The organism is Shewanella oncorhynchi (genome assembly GCF_012584455.1).
Lineage (GTDB): Bacteria > Pseudomonadota > Gammaproteobacteria > Enterobacterales > Shewanellaceae > Shewanella > Shewanella oncorhynchi.
Genome location: NZ_JABAEB010000004.1, coordinates 63,850 through 84,344, shown reverse-complemented (window position 1 = coordinate 84,344; position 20,495 = coordinate 63,850). Strand labels below are relative to the sequence as shown.

Annotated in this window: 18 protein-coding genes and 1 other annotated feature; of the genes, 2 read left to right on the top strand and 16 right to left on the bottom strand. The window is 47.4% G+C overall.

Features of this window, described 5'->3' with window-relative positions:
• Window positions 1-291: 291 nt before the first annotated feature.
• From xthA to HGO26_RS07060, 16 genes are all read right to left on the bottom strand, one after another.
• Window positions 292-1,104 (bottom strand): exodeoxyribonuclease III, encoded by an 813-nt coding sequence (gene xthA / locus HGO26_RS07135; RefSeq protein WP_168824214.1) that lies wholly within the window; start codon window positions 1,102-1,104, stop codon window positions 292-294.
• A complete protein-coding gene (locus HGO26_RS07130; RefSeq protein ID WP_028761008.1) occupies window positions 1,104-1,403 on the bottom strand; it encodes a YciI family protein in 300 nt (99 codons plus the stop codon). The genes xthA and HGO26_RS07130 overlap by 1 nt, the downstream gene beginning before the upstream one ends.
• Complete coding sequence (locus HGO26_RS07125; protein ID WP_168824212.1) at window positions 1,403-1,948, bottom strand: septation protein A; 546 nt, start codon at window positions 1,946-1,948, stop codon at window positions 1,403-1,405. Before HGO26_RS07125 ends, HGO26_RS07130 begins: the two co-directional genes overlap by 1 nt.
• A 113-nt stretch (window positions 1,949-2,061) precedes the next feature.
• Entirely contained in the window at window positions 2,062-3,144 is a 1,083-nt protein-coding gene (gene fhuF / locus HGO26_RS07120) for a siderophore-iron reductase FhuF (protein ID WP_168824210.1), read from the bottom strand.
• 123 nt (window positions 3,145-3,267) lie between these two features.
• Complete coding sequence (locus tag HGO26_RS07115; RefSeq protein WP_168824207.1) at window positions 3,268-5,472, bottom strand: TonB-dependent siderophore receptor; 2,205 nt, start codon at window positions 5,470-5,472, stop codon at window positions 3,268-3,270.
• Window positions 5,473-5,568: 96 nt separating this feature from the next.
• Window positions 5,569-7,497, bottom strand: a complete 1,929-nt coding sequence (locus tag HGO26_RS07110) for an IucA/IucC family protein (RefSeq protein WP_168824205.1) — start codon at window positions 7,495-7,497, stop codon at window positions 5,569-5,571.
• A 9-nt stretch (window positions 7,498-7,506) separates the two neighbouring features.
• The gene (locus HGO26_RS07105) at window positions 7,507-8,262 is read right to left on the bottom strand and encodes a GNAT family N-acetyltransferase (RefSeq protein WP_168824203.1); all 756 of its coding nucleotides are present in this window, start codon (window positions 8,260-8,262) and stop codon (window positions 7,507-7,509) included.
• Window positions 8,263-8,264: 2 nt separating this feature from the next.
• Window positions 8,265-9,779, bottom strand: coding sequence for a SidA/IucD/PvdA family monooxygenase (locus HGO26_RS07100; RefSeq protein ID WP_168824201.1), 1,515 nt, complete (start codon window positions 9,777-9,779; stop codon window positions 8,265-8,267).
• Between the two features lie 732 nt (window positions 9,780-10,511).
• Window positions 10,512-10,796, bottom strand: a complete 285-nt coding sequence (locus tag HGO26_RS07095) for a DUF2798 domain-containing protein (protein WP_028761002.1) — start codon at window positions 10,794-10,796, stop codon at window positions 10,512-10,514.
• 71 nt (window positions 10,797-10,867) lie between these two features.
• Window positions 10,868-11,299, bottom strand: a complete 432-nt coding sequence (locus tag HGO26_RS07090) for a glycerate kinase (protein WP_105252115.1) — start codon at window positions 11,297-11,299, stop codon at window positions 10,868-10,870.
• 245 nt (window positions 11,300-11,544) lie between these two features.
• Window positions 11,545-12,366, bottom strand: a complete 822-nt coding sequence (gene trpA, locus HGO26_RS07085; protein WP_168824199.1) for a tryptophan synthase subunit alpha — start codon at window positions 12,364-12,366, stop codon at window positions 11,545-11,547.
• 5 nt (window positions 12,367-12,371) lie between these two features.
• Window positions 12,372-13,562, bottom strand: coding sequence for a tryptophan synthase subunit beta (gene trpB / locus HGO26_RS07080; RefSeq protein WP_105252117.1), 1,191 nt, complete (start codon window positions 13,560-13,562; stop codon window positions 12,372-12,374).
• A gap of 178 nt (window positions 13,563-13,740) precedes the next feature.
• Window positions 13,741-15,219, bottom strand: a complete 1,479-nt coding sequence (trpCF, locus tag HGO26_RS07075; RefSeq protein WP_168824196.1) for a bifunctional indole-3-glycerol-phosphate synthase TrpC/phosphoribosylanthranilate isomerase TrpF — start codon at window positions 15,217-15,219, stop codon at window positions 13,741-13,743.
• A 6-nt stretch (window positions 15,220-15,225) separates the two neighbouring features.
• The gene (gene trpD, locus HGO26_RS07070) at window positions 15,226-16,272 is read right to left on the bottom strand and encodes an anthranilate phosphoribosyltransferase (RefSeq protein WP_168824194.1); all 1,047 of its coding nucleotides are present in this window, start codon (window positions 16,270-16,272) and stop codon (window positions 15,226-15,228) included.
• Window positions 16,269-16,871 (bottom strand): aminodeoxychorismate/anthranilate synthase component II, encoded by a 603-nt coding sequence (locus HGO26_RS07065; protein WP_168824192.1) that lies wholly within the window; start codon window positions 16,869-16,871, stop codon window positions 16,269-16,271. Before HGO26_RS07065 ends, trpD begins: the two co-directional genes overlap by 4 nt.
• 9 nt (window positions 16,872-16,880) lie before the next feature.
• Window positions 16,881-18,539, bottom strand: a complete 1,659-nt coding sequence (locus HGO26_RS07060) for an anthranilate synthase component 1 (protein ID WP_168824190.1) — start codon at window positions 18,537-18,539, stop codon at window positions 16,881-16,883.
• A 97-nt stretch (window positions 18,540-18,636) separates the two neighbouring features.
• Window positions 18,637-18,744 (bottom strand) — a sequence feature (Trp leader region).
• Window positions 18,745-18,954: 210 nt separating this feature from the next.
• Here HGO26_RS07060 and rnm point away from each other — a divergent pair.
• A complete protein-coding gene (rnm, locus tag HGO26_RS07055; RefSeq protein ID WP_168824188.1) occupies window positions 18,955-19,815 on the top strand; it encodes an RNase RNM in 861 nt (286 codons plus the stop codon).
• Window positions 19,812-20,432, top strand: coding sequence for an L-threonylcarbamoyladenylate synthase (locus HGO26_RS07050; protein ID WP_028760994.1), 621 nt, complete (start codon window positions 19,812-19,814; stop codon window positions 20,430-20,432). Before rnm ends, HGO26_RS07050 begins: the two co-directional genes overlap by 4 nt.
• Window positions 20,433-20,495: the final 63 nt, after the last annotated feature.

Below are 20,495 nucleotides of genomic sequence, written 5' to 3'. Positions count from 1 at the left end.
GATGGGGCGGTCGAGCATCCACGGATGGACTGGCTGCGAGTCGACGAGCAAATACCATGGCAAGCATGTGTGAGTGGATATCAGCAAACGCTAAACTCCCCACAACTAAAATTATTGGTCCCCAAACACTCGTCTTCAAGACATATCTGTCCAAAAGTGAATTACGTTCAGTTTCAAACCTGACTCATTGACTATTCATCGAACGACAAAGATAAAATATGTTTCGCCCATAAAAAAACATCGACCTAAGCCGATGTTTTATGTCTACTAAGATGATCGAACGTTAGCGGGTTAAGCCTCTTTGAACGTGCTCCAGATGGGCGCGTGATCTGAGGGTTTATCTATGCCGCGCAGATCGTAATCGACGTCGGATTCGACTAAACGTGCTGCCAGTGAAGGCGTTGCTAAAATCACATCAATTCGCAGGCCACGGTTGTCATCGAACCCTTTGCTGCGGTAATCGAACCAAGAATAACGTTCGATGCGCTCTGGGTGTAATTGACGGAAAGTGTCGATTAAGCCCCAGTCTTGTAAGGTTTTTAACCACTCACGTTCTTCCGGTTGGAAGCTACATTTGCCGGTTTTCAGCCAACGCTTACGATTGACTTCACCGATACCTATGTCTAAATCGGTCGGTGAAATATTGATGTCACCTATGATGGCGATATCTTCATCGTTGCTGTGATTTGTCTGCAAGTAGTGCATTAAATCCTGATAAAACTTACGTTTAGCAGGATATTTTGTTGGGTGGTCTATGCTTTCGCCCTGGGGGAAATAGCCGTTGAACACAGTCAATGGACGACCATTCGCTTGGGTAAATGTGCCGATAATCATGCGGCGCTGGGCATCTTCATCATCGCTAGGAAAACCCTTTTGCAGTTTTTCTGGTGCGATTTTAGACAGCATGGCAACACCATAGTGAGCTTTACCGCCGTGGTAATGCACTTGATATCCCATGGCTTCGACTTCGGCTAATGGAAACGCCTCATCGTGCACTTTGGTTTCTTGCAGGCCGATGATGTCGGGCTGGTGGCTATCGATTAAGGCTTGCAATTGATGCAAACGTGCCCGCAGACCATTGATGTTAAAGGACACTATTTTCATTAAGGCAGGACTCGTTTAAAGGGTTTAACCACAACACTTTGGTAAACGCCCGCTTCGATATAGGGATCGGCATCAGCCCAGTGTTTTGCTGCCACTAAGGATTCAAAATCTGCGACAACCAGTGAACCACTAAAGCCTGCATCACCTGGGTTTTCGCTGTCGATGGCTGGGTGTGGGCCTGCGATCAGTAAACGACCTTCATCGGCGAGGGCTTGCAGGCGAGCTAAATGGGCTGGGCGTGCGGCTAAACGTTTTTCTAAACTATTCTCAAAATCTTGAGCTGAAATCATATACCACATTATTTGAGTTCCTTGCGTTGATCTTCGGGAAGGTGTTTATAAAGATAAAATACGGTCAGGACAGTATTAATTAAGGTTAAAGCGGTTAAACCAAACACTTTAAAATTGACCCAAGTTTCTAATGGCAAACTAAAGGCGACATAAATATTGACTAGGCCACAAGCGGCGAAAAAGATCACCCAATACCAAGTTACGCGAGCCCAAATTTTGTCGTCTACTTGCATTTCTTTGCCTAACATCGACTTTAATATCGATTTATTGAGCAATTGACTGACACTTAAGGCGATGGCAAACAAACTATAGATGATGGTCACTTTCCACTTGATAAAAGAATCATCGTGAAACACTAAAGTGAGTGTGCCAAACACTGTCACCATCGCAAAGGTGATTAAGTGCATCTTTTCAAGTTTCTTATATAGCGCATAGGTCACGATCAATTGAAGCGCGGTGGCTGCGATCAATGCGCCGCTGGCGATATAAATATCGAAAAATTTATAAACGGCAAAAAAGATGACGAGGGGCAGGAAATCAAGCAGTTGTTTCATAAATAATCATGTTAAAGAGACATGGGCTTGAGTGTAGCATGTGCAACATAAGGGCAAAAGCACCATGGGCCTAGGATTGCGATCTTGCCCATTAAATGGGTTTAATGGGCAAGTTAGACTTGTGCCTGTTTGGTTGCGTTTGTCTTAGCGTTAGGACGACTTAGTAGTGGGCAATCGTGGCATTGGCCAGTGTTGGCGAGTTGATACCTTAGGCAGCAAGTACGGCGAATGCAGTGGATGTTCGTGCTGCCTTCTTTGGGTTCAACAATCAAATTGATGCTGTTATACAGTGGATTTTGGGTGCCATCAAAAAAGGTCGTTCTGCGAAACAGAGCTTGCTTAAGTTGCTGACTTTGTTGCTGAGATAATCCCAACTCTCCTAGATACCAGTGGATCAGATAGCCTAAGTGACTCCAATATAATTTAGCGGGCACGGGGCTTAAAGTGAGTAGGCGCTCAACACTCGGTTGCAGTAAGTTTAAGATAAGGCCTTGTAGGGCGAGTTCTTTATCAACTGGCGGCTTATATGGGGTTAATGGCGAGTGTACCTTAGTGTCTGTCCTGAAGCTTGGCTTAGTGTTTGTTTGGGAAAGTGGCTCGATGCCGTGGTATTTTTTAAAGGTCAAAGCGGTATTTGGCTGGTGTTTTGCGATGTTAAATTCAAATTTTGCCACTCGGCCACTGGCGTGTAGCTGCATAAAAACGGACTGTGGCTGCCAGTGAATAGGCTCGAAATCGGCTTTTTTTGCGTTAAAAATCCACTCCATCACAGGCGGAACTAAAAGGCCAAAATACCATTGACCCCAAAGTGAATGCAGCGCTTTGCGAGTGTCTTTTCTACTGGCCGTAGCGCTTTTACTGACTAAGGCGCTTTTACTGGCGAAAGCGTGCGCTCGGCTGTTTGCAGCTGTTTTAGTCGCCTCGGTTTCAGCTTCAGTTACAGTTTCACTCTGAGTTTCTGCGCTAGGGTGTGCGATGGCAAAACGTGCAATGAGTTTTTGATAAGTATCGGCGCAGCTCCATTCATCAAAACTGAACCCAGTAGGGGACTGCGTTGCGCGAAGGTGCTCGCCATAGAAGGGTGCCCGTTGATGTAACAGCTGATTGAGTGACAAAATATTTTGATTCAACGCGTTGTGGCTTGGCGCTGTATCGCACAATGTTTGCAGTCTGGTGTCTCTCCGTTGGCTTGCCATAGTGACTCCTTAATGGCTGTGATTGATTGCCGCGGTTATCGATAAGTCCATGTAAATGATTACCTTGCGAGCCCAAGATTTGGGCTCACAAGGTTTTTCGAACGATCTCAATATAAATCTGACTTAGAAGCGATAGTCTAAGGTTAAGCTGGCACTTCGCGGCGTACCGTATTGGAATTGGCTGTATTGACCGACTTGGCTGTAGTAGCTTTTATCTAAGGCGTTGTGCAGGTTTGCGCTGAGCTTAAGTTGCTCGGTGAAGGCGTAACTCGCCATTAGACTCGCTAGCGCGTAAGAGCCTTGCTCGACTTCGACTTTGCCAAGTGGCGAATTAACTGTTTGGTAGACGCGGCTCTGCCAGTTAACCCCCGCACCTATTTGCAATTTATGCCAATCACCGCCAAAGGTATAAGTGGTGAATAGTTTTAATTGCTGGCGTGGTGAAGTGGTACTGATACGTTTGCCTTCAGGATCTTCGCTAGTGAACTGGGTGTAACCTAAGTAAAGATTCCAGTCATCAGTGATTTTACCCGTCGATTCAAATTCGAATCCCTGTGTTTTTGTACCGTTTACGCCTTCATACACTTGCGTTGTTGTTCCTGGGATCACATCGCCAGTGCTGACTCCGACATTGTCTTGCCTGATCTCAAACACCGACAGCGACATATCTAAAGCCTCATCGAACAGGCTCGCCTTAATCCCGCCTTCGTAGTTTTTCCCTTTGACTGGATCTAGGTAGCTTTTATCGATTCTTTGCTTAGTTTGCGGTGCAAAAATATCCGTATAACTGGCATAGAGCGAATATTGCTCGGTCAGGGCGTAGGTGAGGCCGAAGTAAGTGGTGAGTTCGTTGCTGATGTTGAAATCGTAACGGCTGCCAAAATTATCTTGGTCGGTTTCCCACTCATTGAGGCGTAATCCGACGAGGACAGCTAACGCGTCGCTGAGATTAAGCTGAGTTGCTACATAGGCTGCACTCTGTTTGGTTTCGCCAAATGAACCCGTGGTATAAGTTTCCTTCCATTGAGGTTTTGGATATTGGAAGTTCGGATCGCGAAAATCCCCCAAAGGCGGTACTGCCGCAGTGGGATAATAGTAGGGATTGGCGAACTCTTGGCGTTGGCCATTCCAGCCAAACATCAATTGATGTTCTAATCCAAAGAGTTGGTATTGTCCTTCGGCGCGCAAATCCACATTGTGTTGGGTGCGGCTGCCGTCGACATAGGCGATAGAGCCTGCAGTGGCGCCGATATTGGTTACAGGATCAGGATATCCCGTGGCCCATAGTACATCGAACTCCAATGAGTTATCGCCGTAGGTGTAAGTCCCTTTTAGGTTCCAACCGTTGTCTAATCTGTGTTCGAGACTCGCAAAAGTGTTGAGGCCTTGGGTATGCGCCGAGCCCCAATCGGGCGCCGTTGAAGTGGCACGATCATAATTAGTGCGACTGCCATCGCTGTAAAATAGCGGTAAACCGCCCGACATAGTGCCGCTCGGCGTAGCATTTTGGTAATCGACACCAAGGGTGAATAAGGTGCTATCGCCAATATCGGTTTCGACTATGCCGTATAGCGTAGTGCGCTGCTGCTCGTACCTGTCTTGGAATGAATCTTTATCCTGATAGGCGGCCACCACGCGACCGCGTACAGAACCCGAGTCATTTAAGCCGCTGGAAACATCGACCATACCGCGCACATTATTCCATGAGCCCACACTTAACGAGGTGTTGCCCATAAACTCTTGAGTCGGGCGTTTACGGATAAGGTTAATGGCCGCCGAGGGATTACCGGCTCCCGTCATGAGGCCAGTCGCGCCGCGTACCACTTCTACTCGCTCGTAGATGGCGGTGTCGATCAGATTATCTCCATAGTTGAAGCGGGTATCGTAGGTGGTGGGTACGCCATCGTACAAAATGCTGGTCACGGCAATGCCGCGGGCACTAATACTGTATCTGTCGTTATCCATTGGGCGGGCATTGATCCCCGCAACGCTGGTCATGGCATCAATGACACTATTAAGCTGTTGATCGTTCATCATTTGGCGGGTGATAGACGTGACCGATTGCGGCGTTTCTAGATAGGATAAATCGAGCCCAGTTGCCGTGTTCATCGCTTGGGTTTTATAACGGTTGTCGTGTAAGTCCTTAGCGCCAATGACATTGATGACTTCAATTTCTTTCTGGTGCTTTTTAGTCTTACTATCCGCATCGACAGTGTCAGCTGTGGCATGGGGAACCGTAGCTAACATGGCTGAGCACAGCAATAGCTTCGGGTTAACGAGGGCTTGCCGACAGACGAGTGCGATGCTGGAGAGAGGAAAAGTCTTCATAATGTTGATCTTTAATTCCGTTTAGGTTGGGGGTTAAACAAGCTGGGCCAACATTGGCCCATGCTAAAGTTTCGGGGTTATCCACTTTGTGGTGTGTTAACGTTTCCTTTGCTCAGCGCTGCTAAGCATAGGGCGCTTAAAGGCATGGCTTTGTCTAAAGGCCGCCAAGGGATTGTCGATGCCGCCGGCGAAACGCAGGTTTTTCTCCCTGTCGGCGAGGTCTATCATTTGTTGGTTATTATTCAATTGGATACGATTGAGGCACGTACGTACAAAGCTGTCCTTAAACAGATCGTATTGGGCAAACTTGTCGGCCAAATGTGGATGCTGGGCTTGGTAATCACGTACATTGTCCGCCACTAACTCCCAGAATTGGCTTTCACTGACACAGGTTTGCTCATCGAGCAGCGGTGCTAAATAGCGGAAAATACAGTCAAAAATATCCAGTAAGATGTAGTTAAGTTTCATCTCTTCTTCAAGGCTCACCGCAAGGCGTTTTACATCATCAGGTAGCGGCTTCGCGCCATTGAGTACCGCGACTTCTTCGCCTATGTCTTTCATCAAAATCTTGACTGGCACATATTCATCGAGCACTAAGATCAGGTTTTCACCGTGCGGCATAAAGACCAGATCGTAGGCGAAAAAGGCATGTAACAGCGGCGATAAATACAGGTTTAAGTAGCGACTGACCCAATCCTTTGCTGGTAAGCCTGAGGCGGCTATCAAGGCTGCAATAAGGGCCTTGTCTTCATGATCCGTATGCAGTAGCGCAGCCATGGTCATCAGATTTTGCTTAGGCTCAATGTGTGGCAGTGGGCTTTCGCGCCACAGGGCAGAAAGCATTTTTTTGTAGGCGCTATCTTGGGTGAGAGCCTGCTCGTAATAGGTGTGGTGGTAACCTATGGCGGCAATTTCCTTCAGGATCACAAAGCCTTGTTGGGCAAAGTAAGGATCGTTTTCAACCAAGTTTGCAACCCACGCATTGATCTGCGGTGTGCAGCTCATGTAAAGGGGCGATAGACCACGCATAAAGCCCATATTAAGGATAGAAAGCGCGGTTTTGACATAGCACTTTTGCGGTGATGCAAGATTGAAGAAAGTGCGTATCGATTGCTGCACTTGATATTGCTCATTGCCTTCGCCAAGATAAACCAGATCGCCACGGGCTATGTCACCGGCAAAGACGCGGGCAATTTTTTCACGCCACTGCCAAGGGTGCACTGGCATAAAGTAGAAGTCCTGTGGATCATGCTGCTGGGTTTTAAGACATTGTTGGAAGTCAGTGAACTGCTGGCCAAGCTCTTCCTTTAGTAACGCGTCGTGACTCAAGTTTTCGAGGGCGGCAAACGTGGTTTTGTTTTTGCGGACTCCAAGCCAGACTAACTGCATCGGCATCGCGCTTTCTGGGGCAAATTGACGGTAATCCTGCATATCAAAACCAATCCGGCCATTATTGGCGATAAACACCGGATGACCTTCTGTCATACCCGCTTCTATGCTTTGATAATCGGCTCGCGCCAGTGTGGCTGCGGGAATCGCCTGATGCGCTAACTTGTATGCCTTGCTGTAAAGAGTGCTGGTGATTTCTTCTAAATAGGTTGGTAGTAAGGTTTCGCTGATCCCTAAGTCATTTTTAAGGGAAATAATCAGCGACATCGCATCGAGGGTTTGTTCTTTGCCTGCAAGTGAAACGCGGATGGTATCGGCATCAATCGCGAGATGATCTAGCTGATAATGTCGTGCACTAAAATAATAAGTGCTGTCTTTGAGCCTGAGTTCATAGTGATTGAGCCCCGTTTTTTGCCCGTATAGGGTCGGCGTAATGAGCTTCTCATGGGTGAATTCGCAGAGGATTTTCTTCACTAAATGACGATTAGCCGCTTGCCAATAGGCGGGGGTTAAATGCTCTGGCATAGAAGTCGATGTTGTCGACAGCGCCAAGCTTTGTTGAGCATGTACTGCTTGAGCATGATGATCTTGCGTTGGCAATGGATTTATTAATAAGGCTTTTGTGGGTAAGTTCATCTAATTCACCTAAAGAGTCGATAATGTCATGGGAGAGGTTGGAGATGCCGCGTGCGGGCTTGGCTTTGCTAGGGTTGGGCTTGCTAAGTATTGTTCTGCTAAGTTTGGCAGAGCAGGCATTGACTGATCTGAGCTTGGCAGGGCTGAGGTTGTTTGGGCTAGGCTCATCAAAGAGGGCGTGCTCGATGGTTGAAGGCGCTGGGCCGCAGTGCAAAATCCGAGGAAAGCAGCTTTAGTGCTTAATTGAATCGCTTTTTCATAGCGAATGCCTATCAGGCTATTTAAGCGATGAATTTTGCTATTGAGTTGATCGGGTTCAACCACGAGGCGATTAAAGGCCAGTTTTTCAAGCACGAGCTGCGCTATCGCATCCATCACCTTCAAGGATAAGCCGCTGACGGGTTTGCCATCTGGCGGCGCGATAATCAGATGCATACCACAATCACCCGGCGCAACACGATAGTGCTGGCCGATTTCATCGTGGACGGGATCGTAGAGTTCCACCATAAATAGCGCTTTGGCCTGCCATTCACCTATCAAGGCAAACTTGTGTTCTGTTGTTGCTAACAGATTTTTTATGGCATCAAGGTTCAAGCCCTGCATACCCCAAAACTTGGCGTAATCTTGGTTAAACCAAGACTGTAGTGTTGGAATGTCTTGTGTAAGGTCTAACGCTCTGAACTGAAAACCATTAATGCTCGAAATAGCGGATAGTTGCGTTAAACATAGTTGCGTTAAACAATGGTTACTAAATTGGCTTGCCATTATTATGCCTCCTGGTTCGGCGCCATTAAGACCGGCATATTGGTTCCCGCGCCTGAACTCACGGTTGAACTTGCGCCAGAACTTGGAATCTTGGTTGGAGGAATAGTTTGTGGCGTATCAACTTGAGTTTTTCTGTGCGGTGCCTTAGGAAAATGTCTTGGATTAAGATCCAGCGTGTTAATTGCATTGGCGCCGCAGGGCTGATGACTGGCAAGTTTGGCCGGATCGAAGGTTTGAAACGCGATATGTTCCTCAATGTGGTAGGGCGCATAACCGAGCACAGCTTTTAAGATGGTGCCGTTGCGATAACAGCCCATACCCAGATCTGGAGAGCTTATTCCATGGGTATGCAAACCGACATTCTGGACAAAAATATCCCCTCGAATATCTATGCTGTAATCACGCTGCACGCTAAGTTGTCCGGCGTCATCGAATTCGACTTGTTGTTTAATACCACTGATAAACTCGGGTAAACGATAGTGGTAACCTGTGCCTAAAATGACGGAGCCCGTTTCTTGCTCAAAAGTGTGATTTTTTTCATTGTGGTGGAAATGCAACTTGAGCATATTGGCTTGGGGCTCGATATGAGTCAGCGCCGCATTCGTCATCAGTCGGCATTGAAAATCGGCCAATAGGCGCTTTTGATATAACAAATCGTAAATGTCGTTTATCAGCTCAGAATTTATCCCTTTGTAGAGCTGTTTCTGGCTGGCGATCAGTGAGCATCTTTGATTAGGGGTCAACTCGTGGAAGTAATCGACATAATCTGGCGAGGTCATCTCTAAAGTAAGCTTGGTATATTCTAAGGGATAAAAACGCGCTGATCGTGTCATCCAATTGAGTTGATAGCCATAGGTATCAATATCTTGTAGTAGATCGTAAAACACTTCAGCCGCACTTTGGCCACTGCCAATTACAGTGATGGCACTCTGACTCTGCAGGTAGGTTTTTTGCTGCATATAGCTGGCGGTATGCATGACCCGTGCATCTTGGATTGGGCAGTCTTTTGGTAGATAAGGTTCAGTGCCAGTGCCTAGCACTAGCTTTCGGCATTGATAGGTATGGGTTTTACCACTGCGCCTATCAAAACCTGTAACTCGATAAATACTTTCACCTGCGTTGTAATCCACTTGAGTGACCTTAAAACCAAATTTAAGGTTGCTGAGTTGTTGGCTCACCCATTGGCAATACAAGTTGTATTCGTGGCGAGGTAAAAAGAAATTCTCACGAATATAAAAGGGATAAAGTCTGCCCGTTTGCTTGGCAAAATTAAGGTAACTGTAGCGGCTGGTGGGATCGGCCATAGTCACCAGATCCGACATAAAGGGTGTTTGCAATCTTGAGGATTTGAGTAGCATGCCTGGATGCCAGTCAAAACTGGTTTTAGCATCTAAAAATAAGCAGTTAAAGCCGTCAATAGGTTCTGATAAGGCGGCGAGGCCAAGATTGAATGGGCCAATGCCTATACCAAGTAGATCAAAGATTTCGCGATCCATTTCCCTTTGCTGTGTACTCACTTACGCCTCCTTGGCAACATGCTGCTGCGCGTTGCCGATCCAGTAATCAGTTACCTAAGGACGCAAACCAAAGTGAATGCGGTTATCAAAATAGACTGTTTGGCTATTTATCTTGCGTTGTTCTACTCGCTATTTTTAGCTCAGTCCTTAGGCCATTTCCTGCTGTCTCTGTCCCGACAACGGTAGGTAAATTAGCATGTGAAAATATTCAAATGCAAACCATTCTCATTTGGGTGGGCTGTGGGTTAATACTTTTAACTGATGAATAAGGGGGGCGGATACGGTTAATGGTACAAATAAGTAAATGACAAAGGAGTGATCATTAGGCAGCGTTTTGAGGATGTATCATTTAGGGTTTTACGAGCTCTATTTTTATAAAATATATAAATACAGTGGGTTACATTAATGCTTGAGTTGGTTCGAGAGCAGAGGAAAATTGATTTAGGTGGGAGTCATGTCATCCTTATACAATAAACATAGGTGCCGCTAAACGGTCAGTGTAAATCCATTGTAAAGCGTGGACAGGGGGCTCAATGAGCGCTTTGATTTAATACGATTGGTATGGTGTAGGTCGTACTGTTTTAGTTTAAGTGAATATGGACAGGGTAACAGATCGAGCAATTATCGATGTAATTTTTAGTCGCTGTACGCATAAGAGAAGGAGTTTAAGATAAAGCCGTCCTAAAACGGCTTTGAAATAAAATAGTTAAATCGGAAGATTAAGTCGTAAAACTAGCGTAAATCGACAAAATGAGCTGTGATTTTACGCACCAAAGGTAACACCATCAGCAGTGTCGGAAAGGCGACAACCCATGAGATCAGCCAAGCGCCGAGCCAGAGTTCGAGAAATTGCGGTGAAGCGCCAACGCCATTGAAAGTGCTGATCCCAGACACGATACAACTCATGAGAATAGAGAGAAAAAATGGCATCACCACAGTGGCATACTTGGCCGGTAATTTGGGTGTTCCCAAAAAAGTACGAGGTTTGTTATCGGGTAAAGATTTAGAAATGGTCATCGGATCCTCTAATGGATATGTATCAGGCGAATGATTTGTTACAGGCTAGCACTATACCTTTTTTTATCGACTCAATTCATCCAATTTGTTACCCAAAGCTCGCCTGTTACATTAACCCAATGGCCTAGCGAGATAGGGGATTTCCCTAGTTCATTATCAAAGGGGAGCGGTAGATTTGATTGCAACAGGTAAATTGTATCTTCGGGTGTTTGGCTGATGTCGATGATTTGTCCCGAAGCTTCAAAGTGACAGTTATGCAACGGGAATTTCAGATGCTGGTGTGGCGTTTGTTTAATCATATCAGCTTGAAGACTGGCACTTGCTAATCGGCCAAGCAATTCAACTGTGACCCATTGGTTAACCGGAAAACGAATTTCGGCCTGCTGATCGCTACCTTGGTAGTAAAACCAAATTGGTGCACCATTATCGCATTTACCTGCAACTTCACCTTCAAAACCACAGCCCCAAGGCGTTAATTCGAGAATATAGATCCGATACTGCATAAAAAGTCCGTTTTCTTCGATAGGGCATTCTATCGAGGAACTGTGACTAAATAAATACGCTGTCAGTGTAGTACTGCGTGAGTGTCAGTATTGCCTTGATAGATTGTGTTTGAGGGAGATAAAGGCTGAGTAAACATAGAGCTTGGTAAATACAAACAAAATAAGCGAGGCGACGAGTCTACCTCACTTATTTTATTTGTAATTGAATTCTTGATTTATATTGGATTATTTAAATCAAGACTCGCTTAGGTTGCAGCCTTCATTGCGCGAGTAAATTCCCCAAGCGTTGCAAGTAGCTTAACTTCATCGTGCTGGTGGGTTTCGATGATTTTTACTACGGCAGAGCCAGAAATTGCCCCCGCAGCGCCCGCTTTGATGGCGGCGCTTACCTGTGAAGGCTCGGCAATACCAAAACCGAGGAGCGGTGGTGGGGCGTTAAAGGCTTTTAATTTAGATAAAATTTCCTCTACCGGCACGCCAGCTTTCGTGTCTGTGCCTGTGACTCCCGCGCGGGATAAGAGATAGGTGTAACCTTCACCACTTTTACTCACTTGCTCAAGGGTTTCACTGTCGGCATTGGGCGGTGCGATAAAAATCGGCGCAATACCATGGGCTTTAGCGGCTTCGCTAAAGGGCGCTGATTCTTCCACTGGCACATCGGCGATAAGTACTGAATCCACACCCGCTTGCTGCGCTTTGGCGTAAAACGCATCTATGCCATTAGCAAACACCAAGTTCGCATACAGCAGCAAACCGATTGGAAGTTCAGGATATTTTGCACGCACTTGCGCCAGTAATTCAAAACACGCCGTTGGAGTCGTGCCTGCGGCTAAAGAACGCAGGTTAGCGCCTTGGATCACTGGGCCATCGGCCAAGGGATCGGAAAACGGAAAGCCCAGTTCTAAGGCATCGGCGCCGTTTTGCACTAAGGTATCGATAATTTTTAGCGATAACTCAGGGCTAGGATCGCCAAGGGTAACGAAGGGGACAAAAGCGCCACGGCCTTCAGTTTTGAGTTTGGCAAAGGTGGCTTGGTAACGGCCAGTGTTGGTAGACGTGTCACTCATGTTTATTATTCCTCTTTACCATTCAAAATGTCAGAAACGGTGAAAATATCTTTGTCGCCACGACCGGAAAGATTGACCACTAAAATGGTTTCTTTGGTGCACTCGCGCGCCATTTTGACGGCATAGGCGATAGCATGCGCTGATTCTAATGCGGGGATAATCCCTTCACAGCGCGCCAGTTGTTGGAAGGCTTCTAAGGCTTCATCGTCGGTAGCCGATTCATAACGGGCGCGGCCTGTAGCATTAAGATGCGCGTGCTGCGGGCCAACGGAGGGGAAGTCCAATCCGGCTGAAATCGAGTAAGATTCTTCAATTTGCCCTTCGCTGTCTTGCATCAAAGGCGCTTTCATACCGAAGAAAATACCTGTCTTACCGTGTTTAAGCGGCGCGCCGTGCATTGGCGTGTCTATGCCTTTACCCGCAGGTTCGACGCCAATCAGTTCGACACTTGGTTCGTCGATAAAGTCAGCAAACATGCCGATAGCGTTGGAACCGCCGCCAACACAAGCGATAACGGCATCGGGCAGGCGACCTTCACGTTCCAGCATTTGCTTCTTGGTTTCTTCGCCAATAATGCGTTGGAATTCACGCACTATGGTTGGGAACGGATGTGGCCCCGCAGCCGTGCCCAGAAGATAGTGGGCTTTTTCGTAGCTGCCAGACCAGTCGCGCATCGCCTCGTTACAGGCATCTTTTAGGGTGGCAGAACCTGAGGTGACAGGGATTACTTCCGCGCCCATCAAACGCATTCTAAATACGTTAGGTGATTGGCGCGCAACGTCTTTGGCACCCATATAGACTTTACATTTTAAGCCTAACAGCGCGCAGGCAAGGGCGGTGGCAACGCCGTGTTGTCCTGCGCCAGTTTCGGCAATAATTTCTTTTTTACCCATGCGCTTAGCAAGGAGGGCTTGGCCTAACACTTGGTTAGTTTTATGGGCACCGCCGTGGAGTAAATCTTCCCGTTTAAGGTAGATTTTCACCATAGGATTTGGGCTTAAATTGCGGGTTAAGGTCAGTGCTGTTGGGCGACCTGCGTAGTTCTTCAGTAAATCGGTAAACTCGGCTTTAAAGTCTTCATCTTCCTGTGCTTCCACAAAGGCAGTTTCTAATTGCTTAAGGGCTGGCACTAAAATCTGTGGCACATACATGCCGCCGTATTCGCCGAAATAAGGGTTAAGCTTTAACTTTGACATACCTTTTTCCTTATCTTATCAATCAGTTTGTCAGTGGCTTGATGGTGCTAACAGCGTCTTGGGGTTAATCGCATCGTTATCTATTTGGCCACTGGCATTAATAGGTTCATATTGTTTGTTGAGCATCACTCTTGTCGAGCACCAACAGCATCTAGGGCTTCTTGCTTAGCGCGATAGGCTAGAGACGTAAATGGGCAAAAGCCGTTTGGATCAGTTGCGCCGATTTAATACCTGCGGCGGTTTCTAGGCCTGAATTAAAATCTAAACCGTAAAATCCTTGGGCATTGGCACTGGCCGCATTGTCGGCGTTGAGTCCGCCCGCCAACATGGCATGGGCCTTTTGCTGGCCTAAGGACTTCACATCAATATTTTGCCAATTAAAGGCTTGGCCCGAGCCGCCAAATTGGTCTGGCGTTTTACTATCAAAGAGATATCGCGATGCTCCCTGAGGTAAGTTACCAAGCTCACCCGTTTGCGCATCGACGCTGACGGCTTTCCAAATTTGAGTTGTGAGTCCCGCTTGCTCAAGTCGCTCTGCGAGTTGTGCGATTTCAAGTTCAGTTTCAGTGCCATGAAGCTGTACGGCAGATAACTGCAAACTGGCTGCAATATCCGTAATGGTGCTTGGCGCGGCATTAACAAACACGCCGACGAATTCAATGGCGGGAGCCGCGGATGCGCGATATTCCTTGAGCAATTGTTCAGCTGCATTAAGGGTTAATGCGCGCGGGGATTTTTCAGCAAAAATCAGCCCGGCATAGACGGCGCCTGACGTTGCCGCGGCGCGAATATCTTCCATGCGGGTGAGGCCGCAGACTTTATTGTGACCGAAGATCAATTTACGGCAGGCTAAGTCGATATCAGCCTCGGCCATTATCGAACTACCGACGAGGAAACCATCAACCAGTGGACTCAGGCGGCGTACTTGCTGATTGTTGTAGATACCAGATTCGCTGATCACCACGCGGTCGCTGCTAATGTGTGGCGCTAAGGCCTCTGTGGTAGCGAGATCGGTACTCAAATCCCTTAAGTTACGGTTATTGATCCCGATAATCGGTGCATCTAATGCAATGGCGCGTTTAAGTTCTTCTTCGTTACTGACTTCAGTCAGCACATCGAGTTGATACTGAGCGGCTTCTTTCGCTAGGCGGTGATATTGCGCATCATCGAGTACGGATAGCATCAACAGAATGGCATCGGCGCCTTGGTGGGCGGCGAGTTTAATTTGGTATTCATCGACAAAAAAATCTTTGCACAGAATAGGTTGGTTCACCCGAGCGCGTACCTTAGGGATATAGTCCATATCCCCTTGGAAAAACTGCTCGTCGGTTAATACTGAAATGCCCGCCGCATATTTTCCGTAAATATCGGCAATGGCTTCTACATCAAAAACATCGCGGATAAGCCCTTTAGAGGGGCTGGCTTTTTTACATTCTAAAATGTAACCCGCCTTGGGCGCCTTGAGTGCGGCAAATAAACTGCGGTCAGAGATTTTTGGCGACAAGCTTGCCTCGGGGAAACGCAGCTTCAGGGCGGCAATATGGGCCGCTTTGGTATCGACTATACGGGTTAACACATTACTTTTTGGCATAGGGTTTGTTTCTGCCTGTGGCTGAGTTCTTATATCTTGGCTATTTGTTATCAGTTCTTGAGTCATTGCCACTTATTCCTTTGTTTCACTGCTGACTTTAGCTAATTGGCTTAACAATTCAAAGGCTTTACCGCTTTGTATGGTACTGAGCGCAAGTAAGGTTCCTGTTTTCACTGAATCAGCAATCCCACACACATATAAAGCACAACCGGCATTGATGGCGACCGCATTGGCATGCGCATCTGTGCCATAACCTTTCAAAATTGCCTCGGTGATCAAGGCATTCTGCGCGGGTTCGCCGCCTTCTAAGTCACTGATATGTGCTAAAGGCACACCTAAATCGGCGGGTGTGAGTTGATACTCTATGATGTCGCCATCTTTTAATTCGGCCACTTGGGTGTTGCCGTGCAGCGCGACTTCATCTAAACCGCTGCCGTGCACTACCATAGCGCGTTTTGTGCCAAGCGCCTTTAATACTTTTGCTATTGGTAAGACTAACTCAGGGCTATAAACGCCAAGTAACATAAATTCTGGGCGTGCGGGATTGATAAGTGGCCCTAACACATTGAATAAGGTGCGCGTTTTCAGTGCTTGCCTGACCGGCCCCGCATGTTTTACTCCGCCGTGGTAGTGGGGCGCAAATAAAAAGCACAGGTTCAATGCGTCGAGGCAACGACTGGCGGTGTCTGGTGACATGGTTAAGTCAATGCCAAACTGCGCCAATAGATCCGATGAACCCGATTTACTCGACACGCTACGATTGCCGTGTTTGGCGACCTTAGCGCCTGCCGCCGCGGCAACAAAGGCCGCAGTGGTGGAAATATTAATGGTATTAAAGCCATCGCCACCGGTGCCAACTATGTCAACGATTCCATTGCTAAGGTTATCGCCATTCGAGTAGGGAAACGTCTTGGCGGCGGCGCGCATCGCATCGGCGGCGCCGCTGATTTCATCTATGGTTTCGCCGCGCATCTTGAGCGCGACTAACATGCCTGCCATAGTGGCTTCACTCATTTCACCGCGAATTAACGCGCCAAAAAGTTCGGCGGTGTGCTCGCGACTTAAACTCTTACCTTGGTATAAAACGTCGAGTAAAGGCTGAATATTGTTTGTACTCATGCATTTACTCCTGCTGTCATGTCTTGGGTCAGAAATGCCAAGGTTTGAATGAGCAGTGTGCTGCCCAGCGTCGTCAGAATTGATTCTGGGTGGAACTGAAACCCAACGGCTCTATGCTCAGGGTGCAAAATTGCCATCGGCATAGCGTCAGTGGTTGCAATCACTTGCAAGCAATCCGGTACTTGAGTGGCAACGAGACTGTGATAGCGGGCAACGGGCAGGGGAGAGGGCAAACCGGCAAATACGCCAGTACCGTCATGGAAAGTGGGGCTTGCCTTGCCGTGTACCACAAAAGGTGCGCGTGCCACTGTGCCGCCGTAATATTCCACCATGGCTTGATGTCCAAGGCAGATACCCAGCATAGGCACCTTACCCGCAACTTTGGCGATAAGCGCCATCATAGAACCTGCTTCATGGGGCGCACCTGGTCCTGGTGATAACACTAGGGCTGCAGGCTCTTGTTCGTTAAGCAGTTTTTCAGCTATATAATCGGCGGCAACATCGTTGCGGTAAATCACCACTTCACAGCCAAGGCTGCGAAATTGATCTACTAGGTTATAGGTAAAGGAGTCAAAGTTATCGAGTAGATAGAGTTTCATGTTTGGCTCCTATTTATATTGCACAGAAGAGGATTGTGCTGAAGAGGATTGAGCTGACGATTCATTTACTAGCAGTCCAGCGCCCATCTTGATGGCTGAAATCACGGCTTGAGCCTTCTGACGGGTTTCATCTGCCTCGCTTTGTGGATCAGAATCAAATACCACGCCAGCGCCCGCTTGAATAAAGGCGGTGCCATTTTTAACAAAGGCGGAGCGGATCACGATGCAAGTGTCCATGTCACCAAGGGCATTGAGGTAACCCACAGCGCCGCCATAGCTGCCGCGGCGGGCTTTTTCTGCTTGGCGTACCAGTTGTGATGCACGTACTTTTGGTGCGCCCACTAATGTGCCCATATTCATACAGGCCTGATAAGCATGCAGGGCATCTAAATCTTGGCGCAGTTGACCCGTTACGCGGCTGACGAGGTGCATCACGTGGGAATAGCGGTCAACTTTCAATAATTCGGCGACTTTGCGGCTGCCGCTTTGGCTGATGCGTGCGATATCGTTGCGCGCTAAATCGACCAGCATTAAGTGTTCCGATAGTTCTTTTTTATCTAAACGCAGTTCAAGTTCAATACGGCTGTCTAAGTCAAAATCAATCTCGCCCGTGGCGGTTTTACCGCGTTTACGGGTGCCAGCAATCGGGTAGACTTCCACTTGATTACTGCTGGCATCAAATTTGAGCGCACTTTCTGGTGAGGCGCCAAACAGCGTGAAATCTTGGCCTCTGAAATAAAACATGTAAGGGCTAGGGTTCGTCAGGCGCAGGGCACGATAAGCCCCTAAAGTATTCGGGCAAGGCAAACTAAAGCTACGGGATGGCACTACTTGGAAAATATCGCCCGCAATAATGTGTTCTTTCAAATCGATAATGGTTTGTTTGAACACCTCATCGGAAATATTGACTTGCTCAGTTGCGTCGATGGCGACCAGTGTCGGTATATCGGCAGGTGAATTACCGAGGGTTTTACACTCTGCAGTTAAACTTTGTACCCGCTCACTTAGCGTTGCGGTGATGGCGGCATATTGAGCTGAATCGTGACTGAAGTTATGGGTAATGATGTCGGCTTGTTTCAGTTTATGATCGATAAGGATTAAGGTTTCAGCGAGGTAAAATAGGTAATCAGGGCAATCGTTATCGCGGTTCGGTACGGCTGGCAGCGGTTCGACGGTATCAATCAAGTCGTAGGCCAGCACGCCACCTAAAAACAGATCCTCAAAGGCGGGCTTGGTCTGACTGTCAGTATGGGCGCCACAATCAATCTGCTGGATAAACATCCGCAGACCATCGAGTGGCGAGGTCGATTTTAAGCGCGCATCTTCATCCTGCAGCTGAGTGTCTTTTTGCAGTGTGACCACTAAGGTCAAGTTATCTCGGGCGACATTGACAGCAGTACTGAAAAAGAGCTCGATGGGATCAAGTAAGCTCGCGCCATTGTCGGTCAGTGCGGTGAAGGTCAGCTGATAACCGTCACAGCGGATCATCATGGCGGCATGGGTCATTACCATGCTTTTTAAGTGATCTTTACTGTCGATTTCGGCCGATTCGAGCAACATAGTATGGGGCGCATCTTGGGTGATGTGCTGATATAAGCGTAGTGGATCGCTGTGGTAGGTTAATGCCGCCTTGAGTGTGCTTGAGCGTGCGAATGTCTGTTTGGGCATGTTCATATTCCAGCTACCTTATAAAATGTCTTTAACATCATGAGTTATCTCGCTTTCTTAATTTTTTGCCCGAGTCTGCCGACATTTTTCGCACCTAACAAAAAAGCCCGCATTTCTGCGGGCTTCTTGTTGATTCTGGTCACTTTCAAATGAGCACAGAGCTTCACACCACCCGCTACGTTGGGAAGTGCCACCACCAAATGATGTTTAATGAAGCGTTAATGTGTGTCATTCAAAAGGGTCTCGCTAATTCAGTAATTGGTGTATAGAAAACCTTAGCTGGAGCTGAATGTCAATTGAATATTTTTCACTTCCTGCGATTTATTCGCTGCAATGATGCATAAAATTGATGTTACTCAGCCACAAAATACGAGATAGCAGCGCATTTGTTAACAAGTTCGCGTACAATAGCGCCATGAATACTCAAAGCATATTGGCTGATTTACACAGCCACACGACCGCATCAGACGGTCAATTAACGCCGTCTGAATTGGTGGCAAGAGCCCTTGAAAAGGGTGTGCAGTTATTTGCCATTACCGATCACGACACAGTGGCTGGTTTACCTGAAGCCCGTGCCTTTAATCAGGCACAAGCTGCGCCATTGAAATTGATTTCTGGCGTGGAAATCTCTACTCGCTGGAACAGTTACGATATCCACATAGTGGCGCTTAACTTCGATGCTGATAATCCAGCGTTATTAGCATTTTTAGAAAACCAGCGTGAATTACGTGAATTACGTGCTCAAGAAATTGGTCATAGATTAGCTAAAGCTGGCATTGAAGGTGCCTACGAAGGTGCTAAGGCGTTGGCGGGGGATGCGGCATTGAGCCGTGGACATTACGCTCGCTGGATGGCTGAAAATGGTCATGCTGTGGATATGCCGAGCGTCTTTAAACGCTACCTTGCCCGCGGTAAAACTGGTTATGTGCCTAATAATTGGGGTGATATGGCCAGTGCCATTGATATCATCCATAACGCAGGTGGATTAGCCGTGTTGGCGCATCCCAGTGGTTATAAGTTATCGGCTAAGTGGCTTAAGCGTTTAGTGCGTGAATTTAAAGAAGCCGGTGGAGATGCCATGGAAGTGGTGCTTGGCCAGCAAACATTAGACGACAGGGCCAATCTTGTGGCGCTGAGTGTCCAAAACCAGTTGCTTGCATCGATAGGGAGTGATTTTCACTTTCCGAGCAATTGGATAGAATTAGGTAAAAATCTGTATCAGCCCCAAGGTATTGATTGGGTCTGGCAATCGGAATCTTGGATGGAACGACCATGAGTCAGTTTTTTTATGTACATGAAGTAAATCCGCAAACGCGGCTTATTAGTCAGGCGGTTGCCGTATTGAAAAGCGGCGGTGTGATTGTTTATCCCACCGATTCGGGCTATGCCTTAGGCTGCCTGATTGGTGAGAAAGACGCGATGACGCGGATGGCGAGAATTCGTCAAATTGAGAACGATCATAACTTTTCCTTGATGTGCCGCGATTTATCAGAGCTTGCGACTTACGCTAAAGTGGATAATCAGGCGTATCGCATCCTAAAAAGTTGCACGCCTGGGCCTTATACGTTCATTTTCAAAGCGACTAAAGAAGTACCGCGTCGCTTACAAAATGACAAGAAAAAGACTATAGGTATTCGTGTGCCCGACAATGTGATCGCACTGGCGTTGCTTGAAGCCTTAGATGCGCCGCTGATGTCGACCAGTTTAGTGATGCCGAATGCAGAATTTGCCGAGTCTGATCCTGAACAAATTCGTGATTTGCTCGAGCATCAAGTGGATGTGATTATCCACGGTGGTTATTTAGGCGAAAAGCCAACGACTGTGATTGATATGTCTGAAGATGGCGCCGAGATTTTACGTGAAGGCGCGGGTGATATCACGCCGTTCCTCTAAATCTGCCACATTAGATTTATCGCTAATGGATGCGGGTAAGTGATTCGGATAGTGGTAGTCAAC